17 protein-coding genes, 1 pseudogene, 1 riboswitch and 1 other annotated feature are annotated in these 16,534 nt (G+C 30.1%); of the genes and pseudogenes, 12 read left to right on the top strand and 6 right to left on the bottom strand.

Going from position 1 to position 16,534, the window contains the following annotated elements; translation table 11 throughout:
- Positions 1-43: 43 nt before the first annotated feature.
- A pseudogene (locus ABWP20_RS16505) lies at positions 44-202 on the top strand (alkylphosphonate utilization protein); the annotation flags it as partial.
- 87 nt (positions 203-289) lie between these two features.
- Here ABWP20_RS16505 and ABWP20_RS16510 read toward each other — a convergent pair.
- The 4 genes from ABWP20_RS16510 to ABWP20_RS16525 all read right to left on the bottom strand — a co-directional run bounded on the left by ABWP20_RS16510 (position 290) and on the right by ABWP20_RS16525 (position 4,706).
- Entirely contained in the window at positions 290-1,453 is a 1,164-nt protein-coding gene (locus ABWP20_RS16510) for a UxaA family hydrolase (protein ID WP_353097295.1), read from the bottom strand.
- A complete protein-coding gene (locus ABWP20_RS16515) occupies positions 1,453-1,737 on the bottom strand; it encodes a UxaA family hydrolase (protein WP_353097297.1) in 285 nt (94 codons plus the stop codon). The genes ABWP20_RS16510 and ABWP20_RS16515 overlap by 1 nt, the downstream gene beginning before the upstream one ends.
- Positions 1,730-2,695 (bottom strand): 2-keto-3-deoxygluconate permease, encoded by a 966-nt coding sequence (locus ABWP20_RS16520; RefSeq protein WP_353097299.1) that lies wholly within the window; start codon positions 2,693-2,695, stop codon positions 1,730-1,732. The genes ABWP20_RS16515 and ABWP20_RS16520 overlap by 8 nt, the downstream gene beginning before the upstream one ends.
- A gap of 172 nt (positions 2,696-2,867) precedes the next feature.
- The gene (locus ABWP20_RS16525) at positions 2,868-4,706 is read right to left on the bottom strand and encodes a sigma 54-interacting transcriptional regulator (protein WP_353097300.1); all 1,839 of its coding nucleotides are present in this window, start codon (positions 4,704-4,706) and stop codon (positions 2,868-2,870) included.
- A gap of 464 nt (positions 4,707-5,170) precedes the next feature.
- On the opposite strand from ABWP20_RS16525, the gene ABWP20_RS16530 reads away from it, so the two are divergent.
- Positions 5,171-6,076, top strand: a complete 906-nt coding sequence (locus tag ABWP20_RS16530; RefSeq protein WP_353097301.1) for an acetamidase/formamidase family protein — start codon at positions 5,171-5,173, stop codon at positions 6,074-6,076.
- A gap of 98 nt (positions 6,077-6,174) precedes the next feature.
- Positions 6,175-6,419: a binding site (T-box leader), on the top strand.
- A gap of 47 nt (positions 6,420-6,466) precedes the next feature.
- Positions 6,467-7,627 (top strand): tryptophan synthase subunit beta, encoded by a 1,161-nt coding sequence (trpB, locus tag ABWP20_RS16535; RefSeq protein ID WP_353097302.1) that lies wholly within the window; start codon positions 6,467-6,469, stop codon positions 7,625-7,627.
- Positions 7,628-7,836: 209 nt separating this feature from the next.
- Here trpB and ABWP20_RS16540 read toward each other — a convergent pair whose 3' ends face one another.
- Positions 7,837-8,355: a folate family ECF transporter S component gene (locus tag ABWP20_RS16540; RefSeq protein ID WP_353097304.1), complete on the bottom strand. Its 519-nt coding sequence runs from the start codon at positions 8,353-8,355 to the stop codon at positions 7,837-7,839.
- Between the two features lie 65 nt (positions 8,356-8,420).
- Positions 8,421-8,514, bottom strand: a riboswitch (THF riboswitch).
- 305 nt (positions 8,515-8,819) lie between these two features.
- Here ABWP20_RS16540 and ABWP20_RS16545 point away from each other — a divergent pair.
- From ABWP20_RS16545 to ABWP20_RS16560, 4 genes are all read left to right on the top strand, one after another.
- The gene (locus tag ABWP20_RS16545; RefSeq protein WP_353097319.1) at positions 8,820-9,095 is read left to right on the top strand and encodes a DUF2752 domain-containing protein; all 276 of its coding nucleotides are present in this window, start codon (positions 8,820-8,822) and stop codon (positions 9,093-9,095) included.
- Positions 9,096-9,176: 81 nt separating this feature from the next.
- A complete protein-coding gene (locus ABWP20_RS16550; protein ID WP_353097306.1) occupies positions 9,177-10,118 on the top strand; it encodes an ABC transporter substrate-binding protein in 942 nt (313 codons plus the stop codon).
- 49 nt (positions 10,119-10,167) lie between these two features.
- Positions 10,168-10,695 carry a cobalamin adenosyltransferase family protein gene (locus ABWP20_RS16555; protein WP_353097308.1) on the top strand — a complete coding sequence of 176 codons (528 nt, stop codon included), beginning with the start codon at positions 10,168-10,170 and terminating at the stop codon, positions 10,693-10,695.
- 32 nt (positions 10,696-10,727) lie between these two features.
- On the top strand, positions 10,728-11,324 hold the full coding sequence (locus ABWP20_RS16560) for a DUF3841 domain-containing protein (protein ID WP_353097310.1): 597 nt from the start codon (positions 10,728-10,730) through the stop codon (positions 11,322-11,324).
- 76 nt (positions 11,325-11,400) lie between these two features.
- On the opposite strand, the gene ABWP20_RS16565 is transcribed toward ABWP20_RS16560, so the two are convergent.
- Positions 11,401-11,571, bottom strand: coding sequence for a small, acid-soluble spore protein, alpha/beta type (locus tag ABWP20_RS16565; RefSeq protein WP_353097311.1), 171 nt, complete (start codon positions 11,569-11,571; stop codon positions 11,401-11,403).
- A 282-nt stretch (positions 11,572-11,853) separates the two neighbouring features.
- On the opposite strand from ABWP20_RS16565, the gene ABWP20_RS16570 reads away from it, so the two are divergent.
- From ABWP20_RS16570 to ABWP20_RS16590, 5 genes are all read left to right on the top strand, one after another.
- A complete protein-coding gene (locus ABWP20_RS16570; RefSeq protein ID WP_353097312.1) occupies positions 11,854-12,759 on the top strand; it encodes a LysR family transcriptional regulator in 906 nt (301 codons plus the stop codon).
- Between the two features lie 78 nt (positions 12,760-12,837).
- The gene (locus tag ABWP20_RS16575) at positions 12,838-13,701 is read left to right on the top strand and encodes an NAD(P)H-dependent oxidoreductase (protein WP_353097313.1); all 864 of its coding nucleotides are present in this window, start codon (positions 12,838-12,840) and stop codon (positions 13,699-13,701) included.
- Positions 13,702-13,846: 145 nt separating this feature from the next.
- Positions 13,847-14,725 carry a ComEC/Rec2 family competence protein gene (locus ABWP20_RS16580; RefSeq protein ID WP_353097314.1) on the top strand — a complete coding sequence of 293 codons (879 nt, stop codon included), beginning with the start codon at positions 13,847-13,849 and terminating at the stop codon, positions 14,723-14,725.
- A 10-nt stretch (positions 14,726-14,735) separates the two neighbouring features.
- On the top strand, positions 14,736-14,942 hold the full coding sequence (locus ABWP20_RS16585) for a DUF3006 domain-containing protein (protein WP_353097316.1): 207 nt from the start codon (positions 14,736-14,738) through the stop codon (positions 14,940-14,942).
- A gap of 144 nt (positions 14,943-15,086) precedes the next feature.
- Entirely contained in the window at positions 15,087-16,049 is a 963-nt protein-coding gene (locus tag ABWP20_RS16590; protein WP_353097317.1) for a helix-turn-helix transcriptional regulator, read from the top strand.
- Positions 16,050-16,534 lie beyond the last annotated feature (485 nt).

The raw sequence follows: 16,534 nt of genomic DNA on the forward strand, positions 1-16,534 counted from the left end.
CACGTACGGTTCTGTAGAGGAGTATGGGCGGTGACGCCTATGTTTACTCAAGGATCTCAAGGTAAAAGGAAGTTCATCATCTGTAAAAATAGGAACAAAGGTGAAAAACATAAAATTAGTTGATGGGGATCATGATATTGATTGTAAAATTGATGGATTTGGAGCCATGAAACTAAAATCTGAATTTGTAAAAAAAGCATAACTGTGTATTTAATAAATAAAGACCTATGGACTAAATTTAGTCCATAGGTCTTTATTATTAAAAAATCTTATTTCTATTTATTTTATATTAAAATGTTGATGCAATTTTATATATTCCAAACTCTTTATGGCCTAATGATTCTGATTTAGTAAGTTTTCCATTGGATACTTTTACAATGTGATCAAAAAGTTCTTTGCCCATTTCTTCTATTGTAATACCTTCAGATATAATTCTACCTCCATTTAAGTCGATATTATCTGACAAGTTTTCATATGTGTCTGGATTACCTGTAATTTTTATTACTGGAGAAATAGGACTTCCTGTAGGAGTACCTCTACCTGTAGAGAATATAATTATTTGTGCTCCTCCAGCAATCATCCCTGTAATGGAATCAATATCTTGCCCTGGAGTATCCATGAAATAAAGTCCCCTCTTATTATGATCGACCATTTCAGAATATCCTAAGGCTCCAACAAATGGCTTGTTACCAGCCTTATACATACAACCTAATGATTTTTCTTCTATAGTAGACAAGCCTCCAGCTTTGTTGCCTGGAGTAGGTTGTCCACTTCTTAAATCCTCTCCCATATCTAGTGCTCTTTGTTCTACATTGTGAACGAATTTTAAGAATTTTTCTCTTTCATCTTTGTCTCCAAATCTTTCAGCTAAAATATGTTCAGCTCCAATAACTTCAGTAGTTTCACTTAAAATTGTAGAACCGCCATTATCTATTACCATATCTGAAGCAATTCCTATAGATGGGTTAGATGCAAGACCAGATGTTGGGTCAGACCCACCACACTCAAGGCCTACTATAAGATGTTCCATATCAAATTCTTCTCTTTGTTGCATACTTAATTTTTCAGCTTGTTTTCTTAAAATTTCTGCTCCCTTTGCAATTGTGTTAAGGGTTCCTTTATTTTCTTGAATTACTATATATTCAACAGATTTACCAGTAGTAGCAATTTCATCAGCTAATCTCTTAGCCACGATTCCATCACAACCTAAACCAACTACTAGTACTGCTCCCACATTCGCATTTTTTCCAAATCCTGCTAAAGTTGATTCTGTAAGGGCTAAATCTGATCCAATTTGACAGCATCCGTGTTGGTTTGGAATTGAGACAGCCTTAGGGACTTGAGCTGCAATCTTTGCTGCAGTATCTGATGCACATACAGATGTAGGTATAACTAATAAATGATTTCTAATTCCAAAAGTTCCATTTTCTCTTCTATATCCTAGCAATTTCATTATTGCTCTACCTCCTTATCGCCTCTACCTCTTGTACTTTCAATGTTATGCACATGCACATGATCTCCAGCCTTAATATCTTCTAAAGCATCTCCAATAATTTGGCCGTATTTATATACTAACTCTCCCTTTGATATATCTACAATTGCGATTTTATGAAATCTCGGGATATCCGCATTTATAGTAATTTTATTTCCTTCAACTTCGATAATTGCATCTTTTTTAAGGACTTCAGTAGTTGTAACCACATTATCGATTTCATTTATTTTTAAAACTTTATTCATTTATCTCTTTACCTCCTAAAGATACTTTTCTTTTTTCGATTTTATCTAAGTAGTTCACTAGTAATGGACATAGAATTGCCGTAACTATAATAGCTGCTGCTATTTGAACAGTTGCCACTGCTGCAATTGGTGCAATAGATGGGTCTACTTGGGCTAAAGCTTCAGGTGTTGCTACAGCATTTCCTGCAGTAGTACCCATTCCTGCCCCTGCTTGTGGATGTTCAGACTTTATAAGTTTCATGGCAAAATATCCACCTAGACCGGTAATTAAGGTACAAAGTACTCCTAATACAATTCCTGGGATTCCAGCTGTGATTAATTGCTTGAAATTTAATGCTGCTCCTAATGGAAAAGCAAAAAATGGAATCATTATTGTAGTAGCTGGTTCTAAAAATTCTCTAATCTCTTCATCTAGATTACCTAGGATAAATCCTAGTATTATAGGGACTAGTGTAGCAACTAATGCTATTAGTGGTACGGAAGCGATTCCACTTGCACCTAGTGCAAGCATAGTAAAAAATGGACCATCATTTATAGATAGTATAGAGATAGCTCCAACATCTGTAGAATCACCATATTCTCCTGCTAATGCTGCGTAAAGACCACCATTTGAATTGGTAAAAGCTGCAATTAAAGCTAGAGGTGCAATACCAAAGATTCCTGCAGAACCAAATAATTTGTTAACTATAATTCCTATGACAGCTCCTAGTACAAATTTTACAAAAGTAAGAATTACTCCCTTTACTAAAGGTTTGCCTGCCTGTTTAACATTTATTTGGGCTCCGTTACAAAATAGGAATACTCCCAGTATAGGCATAGCGCCAGCTTTAAATAGATTAGTAGTAAATCCTCCTATTTCTAGCCATTGAGGAAAGAACGTATTTACAAAGGCTCCTAATAATAGGGGGACTACCATTAACCCTCCTGGAATTTTTCTAACTCCTTTAAGTATTTTCATTTAGCATCTCCTTTCTTTTAAATTTTGCAAATATATGATGCAACAAATTATATATTTGCAAAATCTGTGCCAACTTTAAAAAAGGGTATAAATGCAGATTTAAATAATATTAATTTTGAAAGAGATGTAATGAGGTTTAGAGATGAAACAAATATGTTTAAAATTGAAAATGTTACTTGAGTTTTCTCCATAATGTTGTTCTGCTGATTCCTAAATCCTTATAGGTTTTTTCAATATCCTTATTATTCCAGTTGTATATTTCATTAATATATTCCAATTCTTTTTCTTCTAAGGTGAGGATTTCATCATTCCTCTTAGTAGAGGACTTCAAATTCTCCAGAAAATCAAAATTCCCTAATATAACACTTCTATGTATCAAGTTTTCTAATTCTCTAACGTTCCCTTCATAATCCATATTTTCCAATTTATTGTATACCCCTTCATCAACTATAGGAACAGGAATAGAATACTTTAAGGAATATTTATTTAAGAAATAATTGATCAATAGTCTAATATCACCTTTTCTCTCCTTTAAATTAGGAAGTTTTAATTCCAATACATTAATCCTATAATATAAATCTTTTCTAAAATGATTATTTCTGACCTCGTCCATGAGATTCTTATTTGCAGCAGTAATTACTCTTACATCTACGGGGATAATAGTGTCACCGCCTACCCTCATTATTTCTTTTTCTTGAAGTGCTCTTAATAGCCTTCCTTGTAATTCGATAGGAAGTTCTATAATTTCATCTAGAAATAAAGTGCCTCCATGGGCCAGTTCAAAAACTCCAGCTTTACCCTCTCTACTAGCACCAGTAAAAGATCCTCTTTCGTATCCAAAGAGTTCACTTTCTATAAGATTTTCGGGTAAGGCAGAGCAGTTAATGGCAATAAATGGTCCCTTTCTTCTTGAACTATAATTATGTATACTTTGGCAGAAAAGTTCTTTTCCCGTTCCAGTTTCTCCATTGATATGTATAGGTGCGTCAAAAGCTGCAAACTTTTTAGCAGTCTTAATGGCATTTTTCATAATATTGCTTTTAAATAGAATATCTTTAAAAGTATACTTAGCTACAAATCCTTTCTTACTAAGTTCTTTCCTTAATTTTATTTCGTTTTTTTGAAATACTGTAATATCTTGAAAAGTTACTACAGCTCCTATAATTTCCTTGTTAGAAATAATAGGATTTATATTGGAGATAATCTTTATGTCTTTAACAGTATATATTGCTCCTGAAATAATCTTTTCGTTTTCTATGGTTTCTTTTAATTCCATACTGGGGATGATATCAGTTATAATTTTATCTATTACAGAAGACTTTGAATATCCTAGAATATCTTGTGCAGCAATATTACAATCTGTTATTATTTGATTTGAATTAACTACAATTATGCCTTCATGAACATTATTTATAGTTGCCTGAATTTTTTCAGATCTTCTTCTTAGGATAGTTTTAAAATTGAGTATATTCAATGCTTCATCTATGGCATCCTCAATACTTTTGGAAGTTGAATTTAAAATCATACCATCTTTTCCCAATATCCCTGTAATATCTTTTACATGAGTATCTCCTAGAAAAAATTCAATTCCTTTATTTTTATATTTTTTTATGAGATTTGGAATTTCGATGGGATTTTCTACAATAATCTTTTCAACTTCAAAGTTAAGAAAGGGGCTTATGTAATCAATTCCAGAAATGATTCTTCCATATCCTATAATTCCTATTTTTTTATATTTTCCTTTAATCCTTGCTAGGCCTTCCAGAATTTCTGAAGTGTTGGTTTTTATCTCCACAACAGGAATATCTAGATTTTCAGCAATAATTTGATAGGTTCCTCCCCTGGAGATTATAATTTCTACTCCATCTTTTATCAATTCGCGGGCTAAATTTAATCCTTCATCCATAGTTGCTAAATGGATAGAAATATCTTCGTAATTATTATTTGCTATAATTTCCTGTGCTTTTTCCCAAATGTCCTTAATGGGTGCTATTAGAGCAATCTTTTTCAAATGACTCATCCTTTCTAAGATTTTAATAGGATAGAATTATTTTATCATAAATTTTTAATTAAAGTTAAATATTGTAGATAGGCATTATATATACTTTTTAAAGTCATTAAAAAATTTCCTTAAAATTTTAGAGCTAAGGAATTTAAGTAATATTACCTTACCATATAGTTATTTATGTTATACTAATAATATGGACTAGATAAAGAAATAGGGTTAAATTCATATAGATTATGTTTAAATTAAATAATAGGTATGTTGAATTTGGCATTATATAAGTAAGTAGAGAAAACCTTTTAAACTTTGCAAAAATATTTTAGATTATTTTAGATGAAGATTAAAAAGTGGGCTATGACCTAGGATAGAAAAAGAATACAAGTATTTACTGGATAAAAAGTTTTTTCTGTTTTTTTACAATATAAATTGGCATATATATAAATTTAAATATAGATATGGAGGAGATAAGTATGAAGGTAGTTTCAGGGAACAAGGTAATTTATAAATTTACGAACAGCATGGACCATGTGGAATCAATTTCACCTGGAGATATAATTAAGGTAAAAACAAATGACTGTTTTTTTCAACAGGTTTCTAATGAGAAACAAGTTTTAACAGAAATTGATTATAATAGATTAAATCCTGCTACAGGACCTATTTATGTAGAAGGAGCGGAACCAGGAGATTTGCTTCAAGTAAAGATTTTAAGCATTGATGTTGATAATAAAGGGGTTGCCGCAGTAGTACCTAATGAAGGTGTATTAGGGGATCAAGTTAGTAAGCCCTTAATTAGAGTTGTAGATATTGAAGATGATCATGCAATATTTCAGGGAATAAAATTACCTATAAGACCTATGATAGGAGTAATAGGAGTAGCACCTGCCGAAGGAGATGGAGAATGGGCAACTGATAGTCCATGGAAACATGGTGGAAATATGGATACTAATGATATAGTTACTGGGTCTACATTATATTTTCCAGTAAATCAGAAAGGTGCTTTATTGGCATTGGGTGATTGTCATGCAATTATGGGAGATGGGGAAATTTGCTTTACTGGATTAGAAGTTCCAGCAGAAGTTACCCTTGAAATCAATTTGATTAAGGATAGAACTGTTAAATGGCCTTTACTTGAAACAGATGTATATACTATGGTTATAGCCTCTGGTGATAATTTAGATTCTGCTTTGTATGAAGCTACTAGTGAAACTGTAAAATATCTTAAAAATTCTCTAGGATTAGAATGGGAAGAGGCATATATGCTAACTAGTCTAGCTGTAGATTTGAAAATCTCCCAAGTTGTGGACCCTAAAAAGACCGTAAGAGCTGCTATACCAAAACATATTATATCAACTAAGAAATTAATTGAATCATTATAGTTTTAATTTAGTATAAAAACTTTTGAAATATTATAGAAAAATATATTTTAAGACTTGCATTTTATAGATTAAACTGATAGAATAATAAAAATACAAAAATAAATTCGAAGACAAAGAAGAGTAGTTAACTTTTTTCTTTCACAGAGAGCTGAAGAGTGGTGGGACTTTGGCAAAGAGGGAGCTAATGAATGGACTTTGTAGAAGCTGGTGGAAATCTATAATAGAGAGTACCCCGTGCCGGAAGCCTACCGTTAACTAAGGACAGGATATGTTAGTATCCCATTAAGAGAGATGCGTTTTGCATAATTTAGGTGGCACCGCGAATTCAACCTTCGTCCTATTGAGGATGGAGGTTTTTTTGTATTTAAAATTAATTTAGGAGGAATAAATATGAAAAGAGAAAATGGATTATTCGGAGAATTTGGTGGTGCTTATGTACCTGAAGAGCTAAAAGTTGTATTAGGAGAATTAGAAAGAGAATTTTATACTGCAATGGATGACGAAGGATTTTTAAAGGAATTAGATTATTATTTAAGAGAATATGTAGGAAGGGAAAATCCCTTATATTTTGCAGAAAGATTGACAGAAGAAATAGGGGGAGCCAAGATTTATCTAAAAAGAGAAGACTTAAACCATACAGGAGCTCATAAAATTAATAATGCCATAGGACAAGGATTGCTTGCTAAAAGAATGGGAAAAAAGAGAGTTATAGCAGAAACAGGAGCAGGACAACATGGAGTGGCTACAGCTACAGTATGTGCTTTACTTGGATTAGATTGTACAATTTATATGGGTGCAGAAGATATTAGAAGACAGGAATTAAACGTATTTAGAATGGAAATCCTAGGAGCAAAAGTAGTAGCAGTAGAGGAAGGTAATAAAACATTAAAAGAAGCAGTAGATAAGGCTTTTAAAGATTATGTGGAAAATAAAGATAATACTTTCTATCTTATGGGATCTGCAGTAGGACCTCATCCATTTCCAATGATAGTAAGGACATTTCAATCCATAATAGGAAAAGAAGCAAGAAAACAGATATTAGAAAAGGAAGGAAGATTACCTGATTATTTAGTTGCATGTGTTGGTGGAGGCAGCAATTCCATAGGATTATTTTCACCTTTCTTTGAAGATAAAGAAGTGAAGTTGGTAGGAGTAGAGCCAGGAGGAAAAGGATTAGATACTATAAAACATGCCGCTAGTATATGTAAGGGAGATGTAGGTTTAATACATGGATTTAAATGCTATTTATTAGATCATGACACTTATTCAATTGCAGCAGGACTTGATTATCCAGGAGTAGGGCCAGAGCATAGTTATTATAATTATATTAAAAGGGCTGAATACAAGACAATAGATGATAAAGAAGCATTAGATGCATTTTTCAAATTATCAAAGATAGAGGGGATAATTCCAGCTTTAGAATCTTCCCATGCCATAGCCTATGGAATGAAACTTGCCAAGGATTTAAGTAAAGATAAGATTATAATAGTGAATCTTTCTGGCAGAGGAGATAAAGACGTGGCACAAGTAAGAGATATGATAAAATCATAATATATTGTAATTGAGGAATTGAAATTATTTTAAATATATTTAATTCTAATAATATTAGAGGAATCATTGTAGATGATATTGCTCTAAATATGATTTTTCTAAGAATTAAGATATTATCATCTTAGTAGATAATTAAATATCATAAGATAATTGAGAAAGGACTATTTTATAACTAATTAATTAGTTATAAAATAGTCCTTTAATATGAATTATTCAGCTTTTTTAAGAGTTCCTGCATTATATAAAGATTCTATTAATATTTTTATAATTATGGAGTATGCAGGTATATTAATAGCTTGTTTAGTTGCTGCTTTTAACATGGTAGCCATAAATGGGTGACCAAAAAGTATTTGTCTAAAATATGGTACCATTATAACACTTGTTGTAACCTGTCCAATAAAAATGGATATAAATATTTTCCATAATTTTGGACTGGTTAAATCATTTTTTAAAACCTTTGTTAAGATTCCCGGAATTATGCCAGTAAGAGCCGATGTAAGAACAAAATGAGGCATAAATGGACCTGTTGGTCTTACAATAAAGCTAACTATATCGCCAAATGCACCAACGAGTCCTCCAACTAATGGTCCAAAGACTATTCCGCCAAATATAATGGGAAATCCTCCAAAACTAATAATGCCTGGAATAGTGATAATTCTAGATAACAATACATTTAAGGCAACTAAAAATCCAGAGATAACAATGGTTTTAATGTTAATTCTACTCATAAAAATACCTCCTTTCATATATGATATGACAGTCTGTCACATCAGAAAGAAGATATACTGATGTTGGCAGCGAACGCAATAATATACCGCAAGCATTAGCTTTTCGTTCGAGGGCAACGTCCCATCCCTTGACACTTCACGTATATTATCTACTCTGTCATTTATTTAAGCAAAGACCATTGGATGGCTTTGCCTTAAGTTACATATAAAGTATATCATAATATTTTTTATATACAACTTTATAATTAAAAATGTATATAATGGTTAGTGTAAGGTGTAATATATAGAGTTTAATAACATCAACTCTTTATGAAATGGCCATGTGAAAAATATAGAGAAAAATTTAAAATAATTAGCAAAAAAAGAGGAATTTTTAAAATATCTGTCGAAATCTAATATGTGGGTATGCAGGTAATATATGGAGGTAGCTTTCAGATCCTAAGAATGGGCCTATAATACCCTGTATTTTCAATAAGATTACGGGGTTTTATTGTCCTGGATGCGGAATGATAAGGGCATTACATTCTATTTTTAGATTTAATTTTTATCAAGCCTTTAGATTTAATTCATTAATACTTATATTACCACCATTTTTTGTAATTTATTATTTATCGAAGTATAATAAATATATAAGATTAGAGAAGTTCATATTAATCTTAATGATTATAATAGCCTTAGGATATGGAATTGCTAGAAATACTATGACTTTTAATTATTTAGCACCAATTTATATTGGATAATTAATATAAAATTAAATTGAGATAATTGAGAATAATAACATTTAAGATGACTTTAACTAAAGAAAATTGGAGGGATAGAAAATGAAAAGGTTTAAAAAGTTTACTGCAGTTGCTACTATTTTTATAATAATAGTGTCTATGTTAATATCTTGTACTTCACAAGAAGCTAAACTAACACCAGAAACACCACAAGAGCCATTGACATTAATGGATCCTGCTGGGAATGAGATTATAGTTCCAAATGAAATCAATAGGATAATCTCAATGGCGCCATCCATAACCGAAGTTTTGGTGAAATTAGGATTTGGAGATAAAATTATTGCCATAGATACACAATCCAAAGGGCTTTCAGGATTACCAGAAAATATACCAAATATTGACATGATGACTCCAGATGTAGAACAAATTATTGCTTTAAAGCCTGATATAGTCATCGCTTCAACCATTACCATAGCTGGTGGAAATGATCCACTGGAACAGATTAAGGAATTGGGAATTAGTCTAGCTTATATTCCGTCAAGTGATAGTATTGAAGGAATATATAATGATATAACTTTCTTATCTAAGGTTTTAAATGCAGAAAAAAAGGGAAAAGAAATGGTAGACACTATGAAGAATAGAATTGAAGAAATTAAGAAAATAGGAGATAATGTAACTCAAAAGAAATCAGTATACTTTGAAATAGCAGCTGCACCTAATTTATATAGTTTTGGGAAAGGTGTATTTTTAAATGAGATGATAGATATAATCGGAGCTACAAATATATTAAATGATAAAGAAGGATGGCTGCCTGTTGCAGATGAATTAGTCATAGCAAAAAGTCCAGATGTAATAATTACAAATGTTAATTATATTGAAAATCCAGTAGATGAAATTAAATCCCGTAAAGGGTGGGGAAGCATTAAGGCAGTACAAAACAATCAAGTATATTATGTAGATAATATGTCCAGCTCTCTTCCAAACCACAATATTATAAAAGCATTGGAAGAAATAGCAAAGGCTGTTTACCCTGATCTATATTAATAGCATTTTAGTAAAAGAGTTTTTTAAATATACTGGAAGAGGTGATAATATGGAAAATAAAGTATATAGGAGTAAATATGAAGCATATCCTTTTTTAAGTGATGCTTCCGATGATCTAAGATGTGACTTTGAAATATTTACTGATGAAATAGCAAGCCATATAGGGCTATTAATATCATTGGTAGAAGATGAAAGTATTAAAAAAGAACTATTAGTCATCTGTGAATTGGTATATCATATTAATCCTTCTCTCCGTACCTTTGTATCTGTGACTGAAGATGAACTTAAATGGTTAGAGGAAAGAGTCAATATACTATATGATGATGTTAAAGGAAGATGTGAAAAATTTGTGCTTACTCAAGGCTGTGAATCGGCAGCTCATGCACATATTCTAAGAACAAAGTTTAAGGCAGTAGTAAGAATGTTATATAGATATCATTATCTTGGGAATGAAATTCCAGATATTTTATTTGATTTTACAAATCTATTATCCGGATATTTTTTCAATTTAGCTCTTAAGCTTAATGAATTAAATGGAGTAGATGAAATCCAATATGTTAGTAGAAATTATAAATAATATAGTTTCAGGTATATGGAGGGGGTAAAATAATGGGATATACAACCAATGATATAAAAAAAGCAACTCTTTGGACTAGGCAGGATATAAAAAGTTTAGATGATATAAAATCAAACGAAAAATATAGAGTTAAAAGGGATTACATTGAGGGACAATTTGAAGATATAGCTGAATATTATATAAATCATTATAAATGGTTTGTAGATAAGGCAAGTAAAATGGTTCCTAAGCCAGATGGTGTAGAATTTCCAGTATGGTGCTCAATTAGTGAAGAAAATATGTTAAAACCAATAGAAGGTACAGTTGTATATGTATTGGAAGTAGATGAAAGTGAAGTTATATATTTTGATGGCAGAAAATGGGACTATGTATTAAATCATTTGTATATTCCTAAAGATGAGGAAGATGAAAGAAAATATATTGAAGATATTAAAAACAAAGGGTTAAAAGATTCTTTTTCTTTTATAGATGGGAAATATGCGAATTTTTATCCTTTAGAGAAAATGCGGGTAATGGAAAGCTGGATGAGAGTATTTGAGATTGAAGAATGGAATATATTCAATGTTCAGGCTAATATATGGGAAATACGAAAAGATATGATTAAGGATATATTGTATTATAAGGGGTAGAACATAAGAAACAAATTATATAAAAGCTCTTTTCTTGATTTGTAGAAAAGAGCTTTTACTTTTTAGATGATATTAATTATAGTGTTTTATCTTCATCGCTAAGTTTTCTTTCTGCCCTTTCAACTAAATTAGCAGTCATTGTACCATCCATTTTCTCTTTATCAGTTAGATTAGCATCTAATTCATTAGCTATTTCCGCCTTCATTTGATTTAAAGCTTCTCTAGCATTTGAATCTGATCTTTTCATAAAATCACCTCTTATTAATTTATCTTTATTTTGTACATTTAAATAATTTCTGATACTAGGTAATTTAATGAAAATAAAAAAATGTAGTGATAAAAGAGTATAAAATTAGATTTGAAATAGTTAAGAAAATGAGTAACTGTTGGTTTTTAACGTTCCTATATAAATTTATGGTGATTAGTGATAAAAAATACATATAACTGGATTATTGAAAGAGTAATGATCTTATTGTATATTAGTTATAGTTTAAAATATATCAAGGATTATCGAGAATAGAGGTAAGATATGGATTTTAGTCAATTAAGGTATATAGTAGAGGTTGTTGAAACAGGTAGTATATCAAAAGCTGCAAATAATTTATTTATATCTCAACCTAATCTAAGTAATCAAATAACAAACTTGGAGAATGAAATAGGCAAAAAAATTTTCTATAGAAATAATAGAGGAGTAACTTTAACTTCTTATGGTATTGAGGTATACCATTATGCAAAATCAATGGTAAGACAATTTGAGATTGTTAAAGATAAACTTTTGACAAAGTCAAATGAAAATAAGATAAAAATTGCTTCTTTTGGTTCTGAAGTTATTAACTTTCAATTTTTTGAAGTTTGCAGAAGATATAATAATGAAAATTATGAATTTGAACTCTGCGAATCGGGAGTAGAAGAATCTATAGAAAAAGTAATTAAGAGGGATTGTGATATAGGGATTATAATTTATACTGAATTTCAGAGAAGAAAGCTATTACAATATTTAGCAGCAGAAGAATTGGAGTTACAGGATCTTTTTGTTGGACAAATGAAAGTTCATATGAGTAAAAATAATGAAAAAAGTAAAATGAAAAGCCTAAGCAGAGATGATTTACAAGGACTTTTCCATGTGAAGAAGACTTATCTATTTGAAGGAATGTTTAGCCTAAATTATGAGATGGAGTATTTAGGTATCCCTGATACTAATAGGACTATTTTAGTTAATGGAAATAAAACATATAATGATGCATTACATAATTTACCGTCATTTGCTGTTGAAATAGATTGGAAATGTAAGAAAAAGATTCACAGTGATTTAGCCAGAATTCCCTATGAAGGAAAAAGATTAGATATAACTTGTGCAATGGTAAAGAGAAAAAATGAGATATTGAAAGAAGAACTACTCTTTTTCATTGATAAATTAATAGAATCATATGGCTAATTAAATTTATTACATATTATAATAGCTAAATTATAGGCTATTTTAATATAAGAAAATAAACTTACATAGGAGGAAGAAATGAAGAAAAAAGTATTAGCAACAATCATCATATTTTCTTTGATTATTACAACAGCAGGATGTACAAAAAATGAAACTCCTGTAGTTGATGAAGAAAATATACAAAAACAGGGTAATATAGATGTGGAAGCATCTGCAACTGTTGATGGAGCAACGTCAGCATCAGTTTTACCAGATAATTTAGTTCAAGAGTATAAACCTAAAGGATTTACAGATGGAGATGCAAAAAAGGCATTATTTGTAGTAGGAGATCCAAGAAAATATAGCGTAAACTATGATTTAGTAAATACAGCTATGAAACATTTTGAGGATAAAGGTGTAGAAGTTGAATTAAGAGATTTATATGATATTAAATTTAACCCAGTGCTTTCACTAGAGAATTTTTATTATGCTAAAGATGGATTTGGAGAACCAACTCCAGAAATAAAAAAAGAACAAGAATTTGTAACACAAGCGGATTATATTATATTCTGTTATCCAAATTGGCATGATACTCCAACATCAATTGTTAAAGGATATATGGAAACTGTATTTGCTAAACAGTTTGCATACCAAGATACAGATAAGGGACTAAAAGGAATGTTAAAAGGAAAAAGCATCTATACCATAATGAATGCAGGATTCTTAGGCGGTGGTCGAGGTTATTTAGGAGATGGCGTAGGAATAAACGATGAAGCTTGGGATGAATATATGAACGCTTTTAGAGTTATGGATGATGATACAGCTGGATTTTGGGGACTTGAAAACAAAGGAAGATTTGTAAATGATAGAACACCAAAAAATAATTCTGATAGCTATGAAGAAGAGTTAACAGCATTGAGAGAAGATTTAATTAAAAAACTAGATAAAGACTTTTTTAATTAATTGTTAGGACTCCTAGAAAATGGGAGTCTTTTTTACTCCAAAGCTTCTATTCCTATTAATACTATATTGTATAAATCAAGCATTTATAATATGATAATCATATAATATGTTTTATGATTATATTTTAATGAAATGGAGGAAAGATATGAAGAAAATTACAAAGTTTTTAGTCGCAGTATTGGTAATATGTATGATTTTTTTAGTAACAGCTTGTGAAGATTTTTTAGATGTTTTAGACGTTGTTATAACATCTGATTCGGAGGTTAATGGTGATAATCTAGAAATTCATTTTATAGATGTAGGCCAAGCAGAATCTATTTTGATAAAAAAAGGAAATGAATCCATGTTAATAGATGCTGGGAATAATTCAGATGGAAAATTAGTTGTAGATTATATTAAGAACCAAAATATTAGTAATTTAAAATACGTAATAGGAACCCATCCACATGCAGACCATATAGGTGGTTTAGATGATGTAATTGATACTTTTGGAATTGAAAAGATTATTATGCCAAATGCAGTAACAAATACTAAAACATTCGAAGAAGTATTGGATAGTATCAAGAATAAGGGGCTATCTATTACAAAATCTAAGGTAGGAAATAGCTATGAATTAAATGGTGCTGAATTTACAATTCTTGCACCTAATAAAGAGAAATATAAAGATTTAAATGATTATTCAGTTGTTATAAAACTTGTAAATGGAAATAATTCATTTTTATTTACAGGAGATGCCGAAGAATTATCTGAAAAAGAAATTTTAGAAAACAATAAAAGGCTATTGAAAGCAGATGTTTTAAATGTAGGTCATCATGGAAGTGTAACATCTACTTCTGAGGCATTTTTAGATGCGGTTGATCCTAAATTTGCAGTTATTTCTGCAGGTAAAGATAATAGTTATGGACATCCACATAAAGAAATATTAGAAAGATTAGAAGACAAGGGAATAAAAATTTATAGAACTGATTTACAAGGAGATATTATAGTAATAAGCGATGGTGAAACAATACAATTTAATGATTAGGGGGGATTAGATGAGATTTACTATTGATAGGTTTGAAGGGGAACTTGCTATAGTAGAGTTGGAAAACAAAGAGATAATTGAAATCCCAAAAGCTATACTTCCTTTAGACGCTAAGGAAGGAGATATTATAGCTACTTCAGTGGACATTGGAGAAACAGAGGAAAGAAAGAGAAGGATACAGGAGAAATTTGAAAGTTTATTCTGTGAAGATGATTAAGAAAAACACCTAAGACTAGGTGTTTTTTTATTGCAATAGAATTAGTCAAAAAATATAGAATTATTTCTAAAAAAGAAGGAATTTAGGGATTCGTGTAGAATGTAATACTAATAACATAACTTTTAAATAGATAGGAGGATTATCATGTCAAGGGTATCAAATGCATTAACGATGTACATGCTTTTACAGGGAAGAAGATTGATGAATGTAGAAGAGCTAGCTGAAATACTTGAAGTGAGTCCTAGAATGGTTAAAGAGTATAAAAATGATCTGGAAAAGGCAGGTATTTATATTAAGTCGAAAAAGGGTAGATATGGGGGATACTATTTAGAAAACAAAATGGACTTAAAAGGTATTGGGCTTAAAAAAGAAGAGTTGGAAGCCTTAAAGATGGCTAAAGAAAATATTAAAAGTGGAAATCATATCTTTGCATTGAACTTTGAAACGTTGGCTAATAAAATATTAAATTTAGAAAGAGATTTTGAGCATATTGATTATTTTAGTAAGGATAATTTAAAGCCATTATACATGAGAGAGAAAGAAAAAGAGATATGGAGGATAATTACTAAATCAGTAATTAATAAAAGAAAGATTGAGATATTGTATAAATCATTGAAACAAGATGTAAAAAAGAAGAAAAGTGAAATTCGAATAGTACATCCCTATGGAACCTTTGATCATGACGGAGCTACATATTTCTTTGGTTATTGTGAAATGAGAAAAGAAGTGCGATATTTTAAAATTTCGAGGATAGAAAATATAGAAGTATTGCAACAAAAATTTGCCATAAATATTGAATATGATATTAAAAATATAATGAGAAAATCATTTGGAATAATTGATGATGATATTTTTTATTTAAAACTCAAAATATCATATCCTATGAGTCAGCTAGTTAAAGAGAAACAATACTCATTAAATCAAAAAATAGCTGAAATAGATGAAGAGAATATAATCTTTGAAGCAAATCTAAAGGGATATCAAGAAGTCAAAACATGGGTCTTAGGTATGGGAAGTAAAGTTAAAGTATTAGAACCAGAAAGACTTAGGAAAGATGTAATTGAGGAAATGAGGAAATTGGAAGAAGTATATGATAAGTACATTTAGTTGCACCAATGAATGATATTATTAATGTAAGAATATCATTCATTGGCAAGGAGAGATTTTTCTAATTTCTAATATAGTTCTATTAAAGGATATTAACTAAATAAAGCAATAAATTTACATTCCATATATTGATTCTATTAAAAGTATATTTATAGTATATCATATTTACAAGAATTTTAAATTAGTAATAATTAAATTAGTATTGACAAATTAAATATCTTACTATATTCTTAACATTAAGAGATGGTTATTCAATAATTAAAGTAATAATGGAGGGAGATTAAAAGTTGAAGTCCTTATTTCTATTCCTAATAATAAGTAAGATATCTATTTCTGTCAAAATCTATTTTTAAAGATATGGTTATTACTCATATCTTTAAATTGTATAAAGCTGTAATCTAATTATAGCTTTATAGAAACTATAACATTATTATAGAGATGAGCATAATTAAATAATTTTAAAGTTAAAAATCATTAGATATAAA

The sequence above is a fragment of the Tissierella praeacuta genome (assembly GCF_040396155.1).
GTDB lineage: Bacteria > Bacillota > Clostridia > Tissierellales > Tissierellaceae > Tissierella > Tissierella praeacuta_A.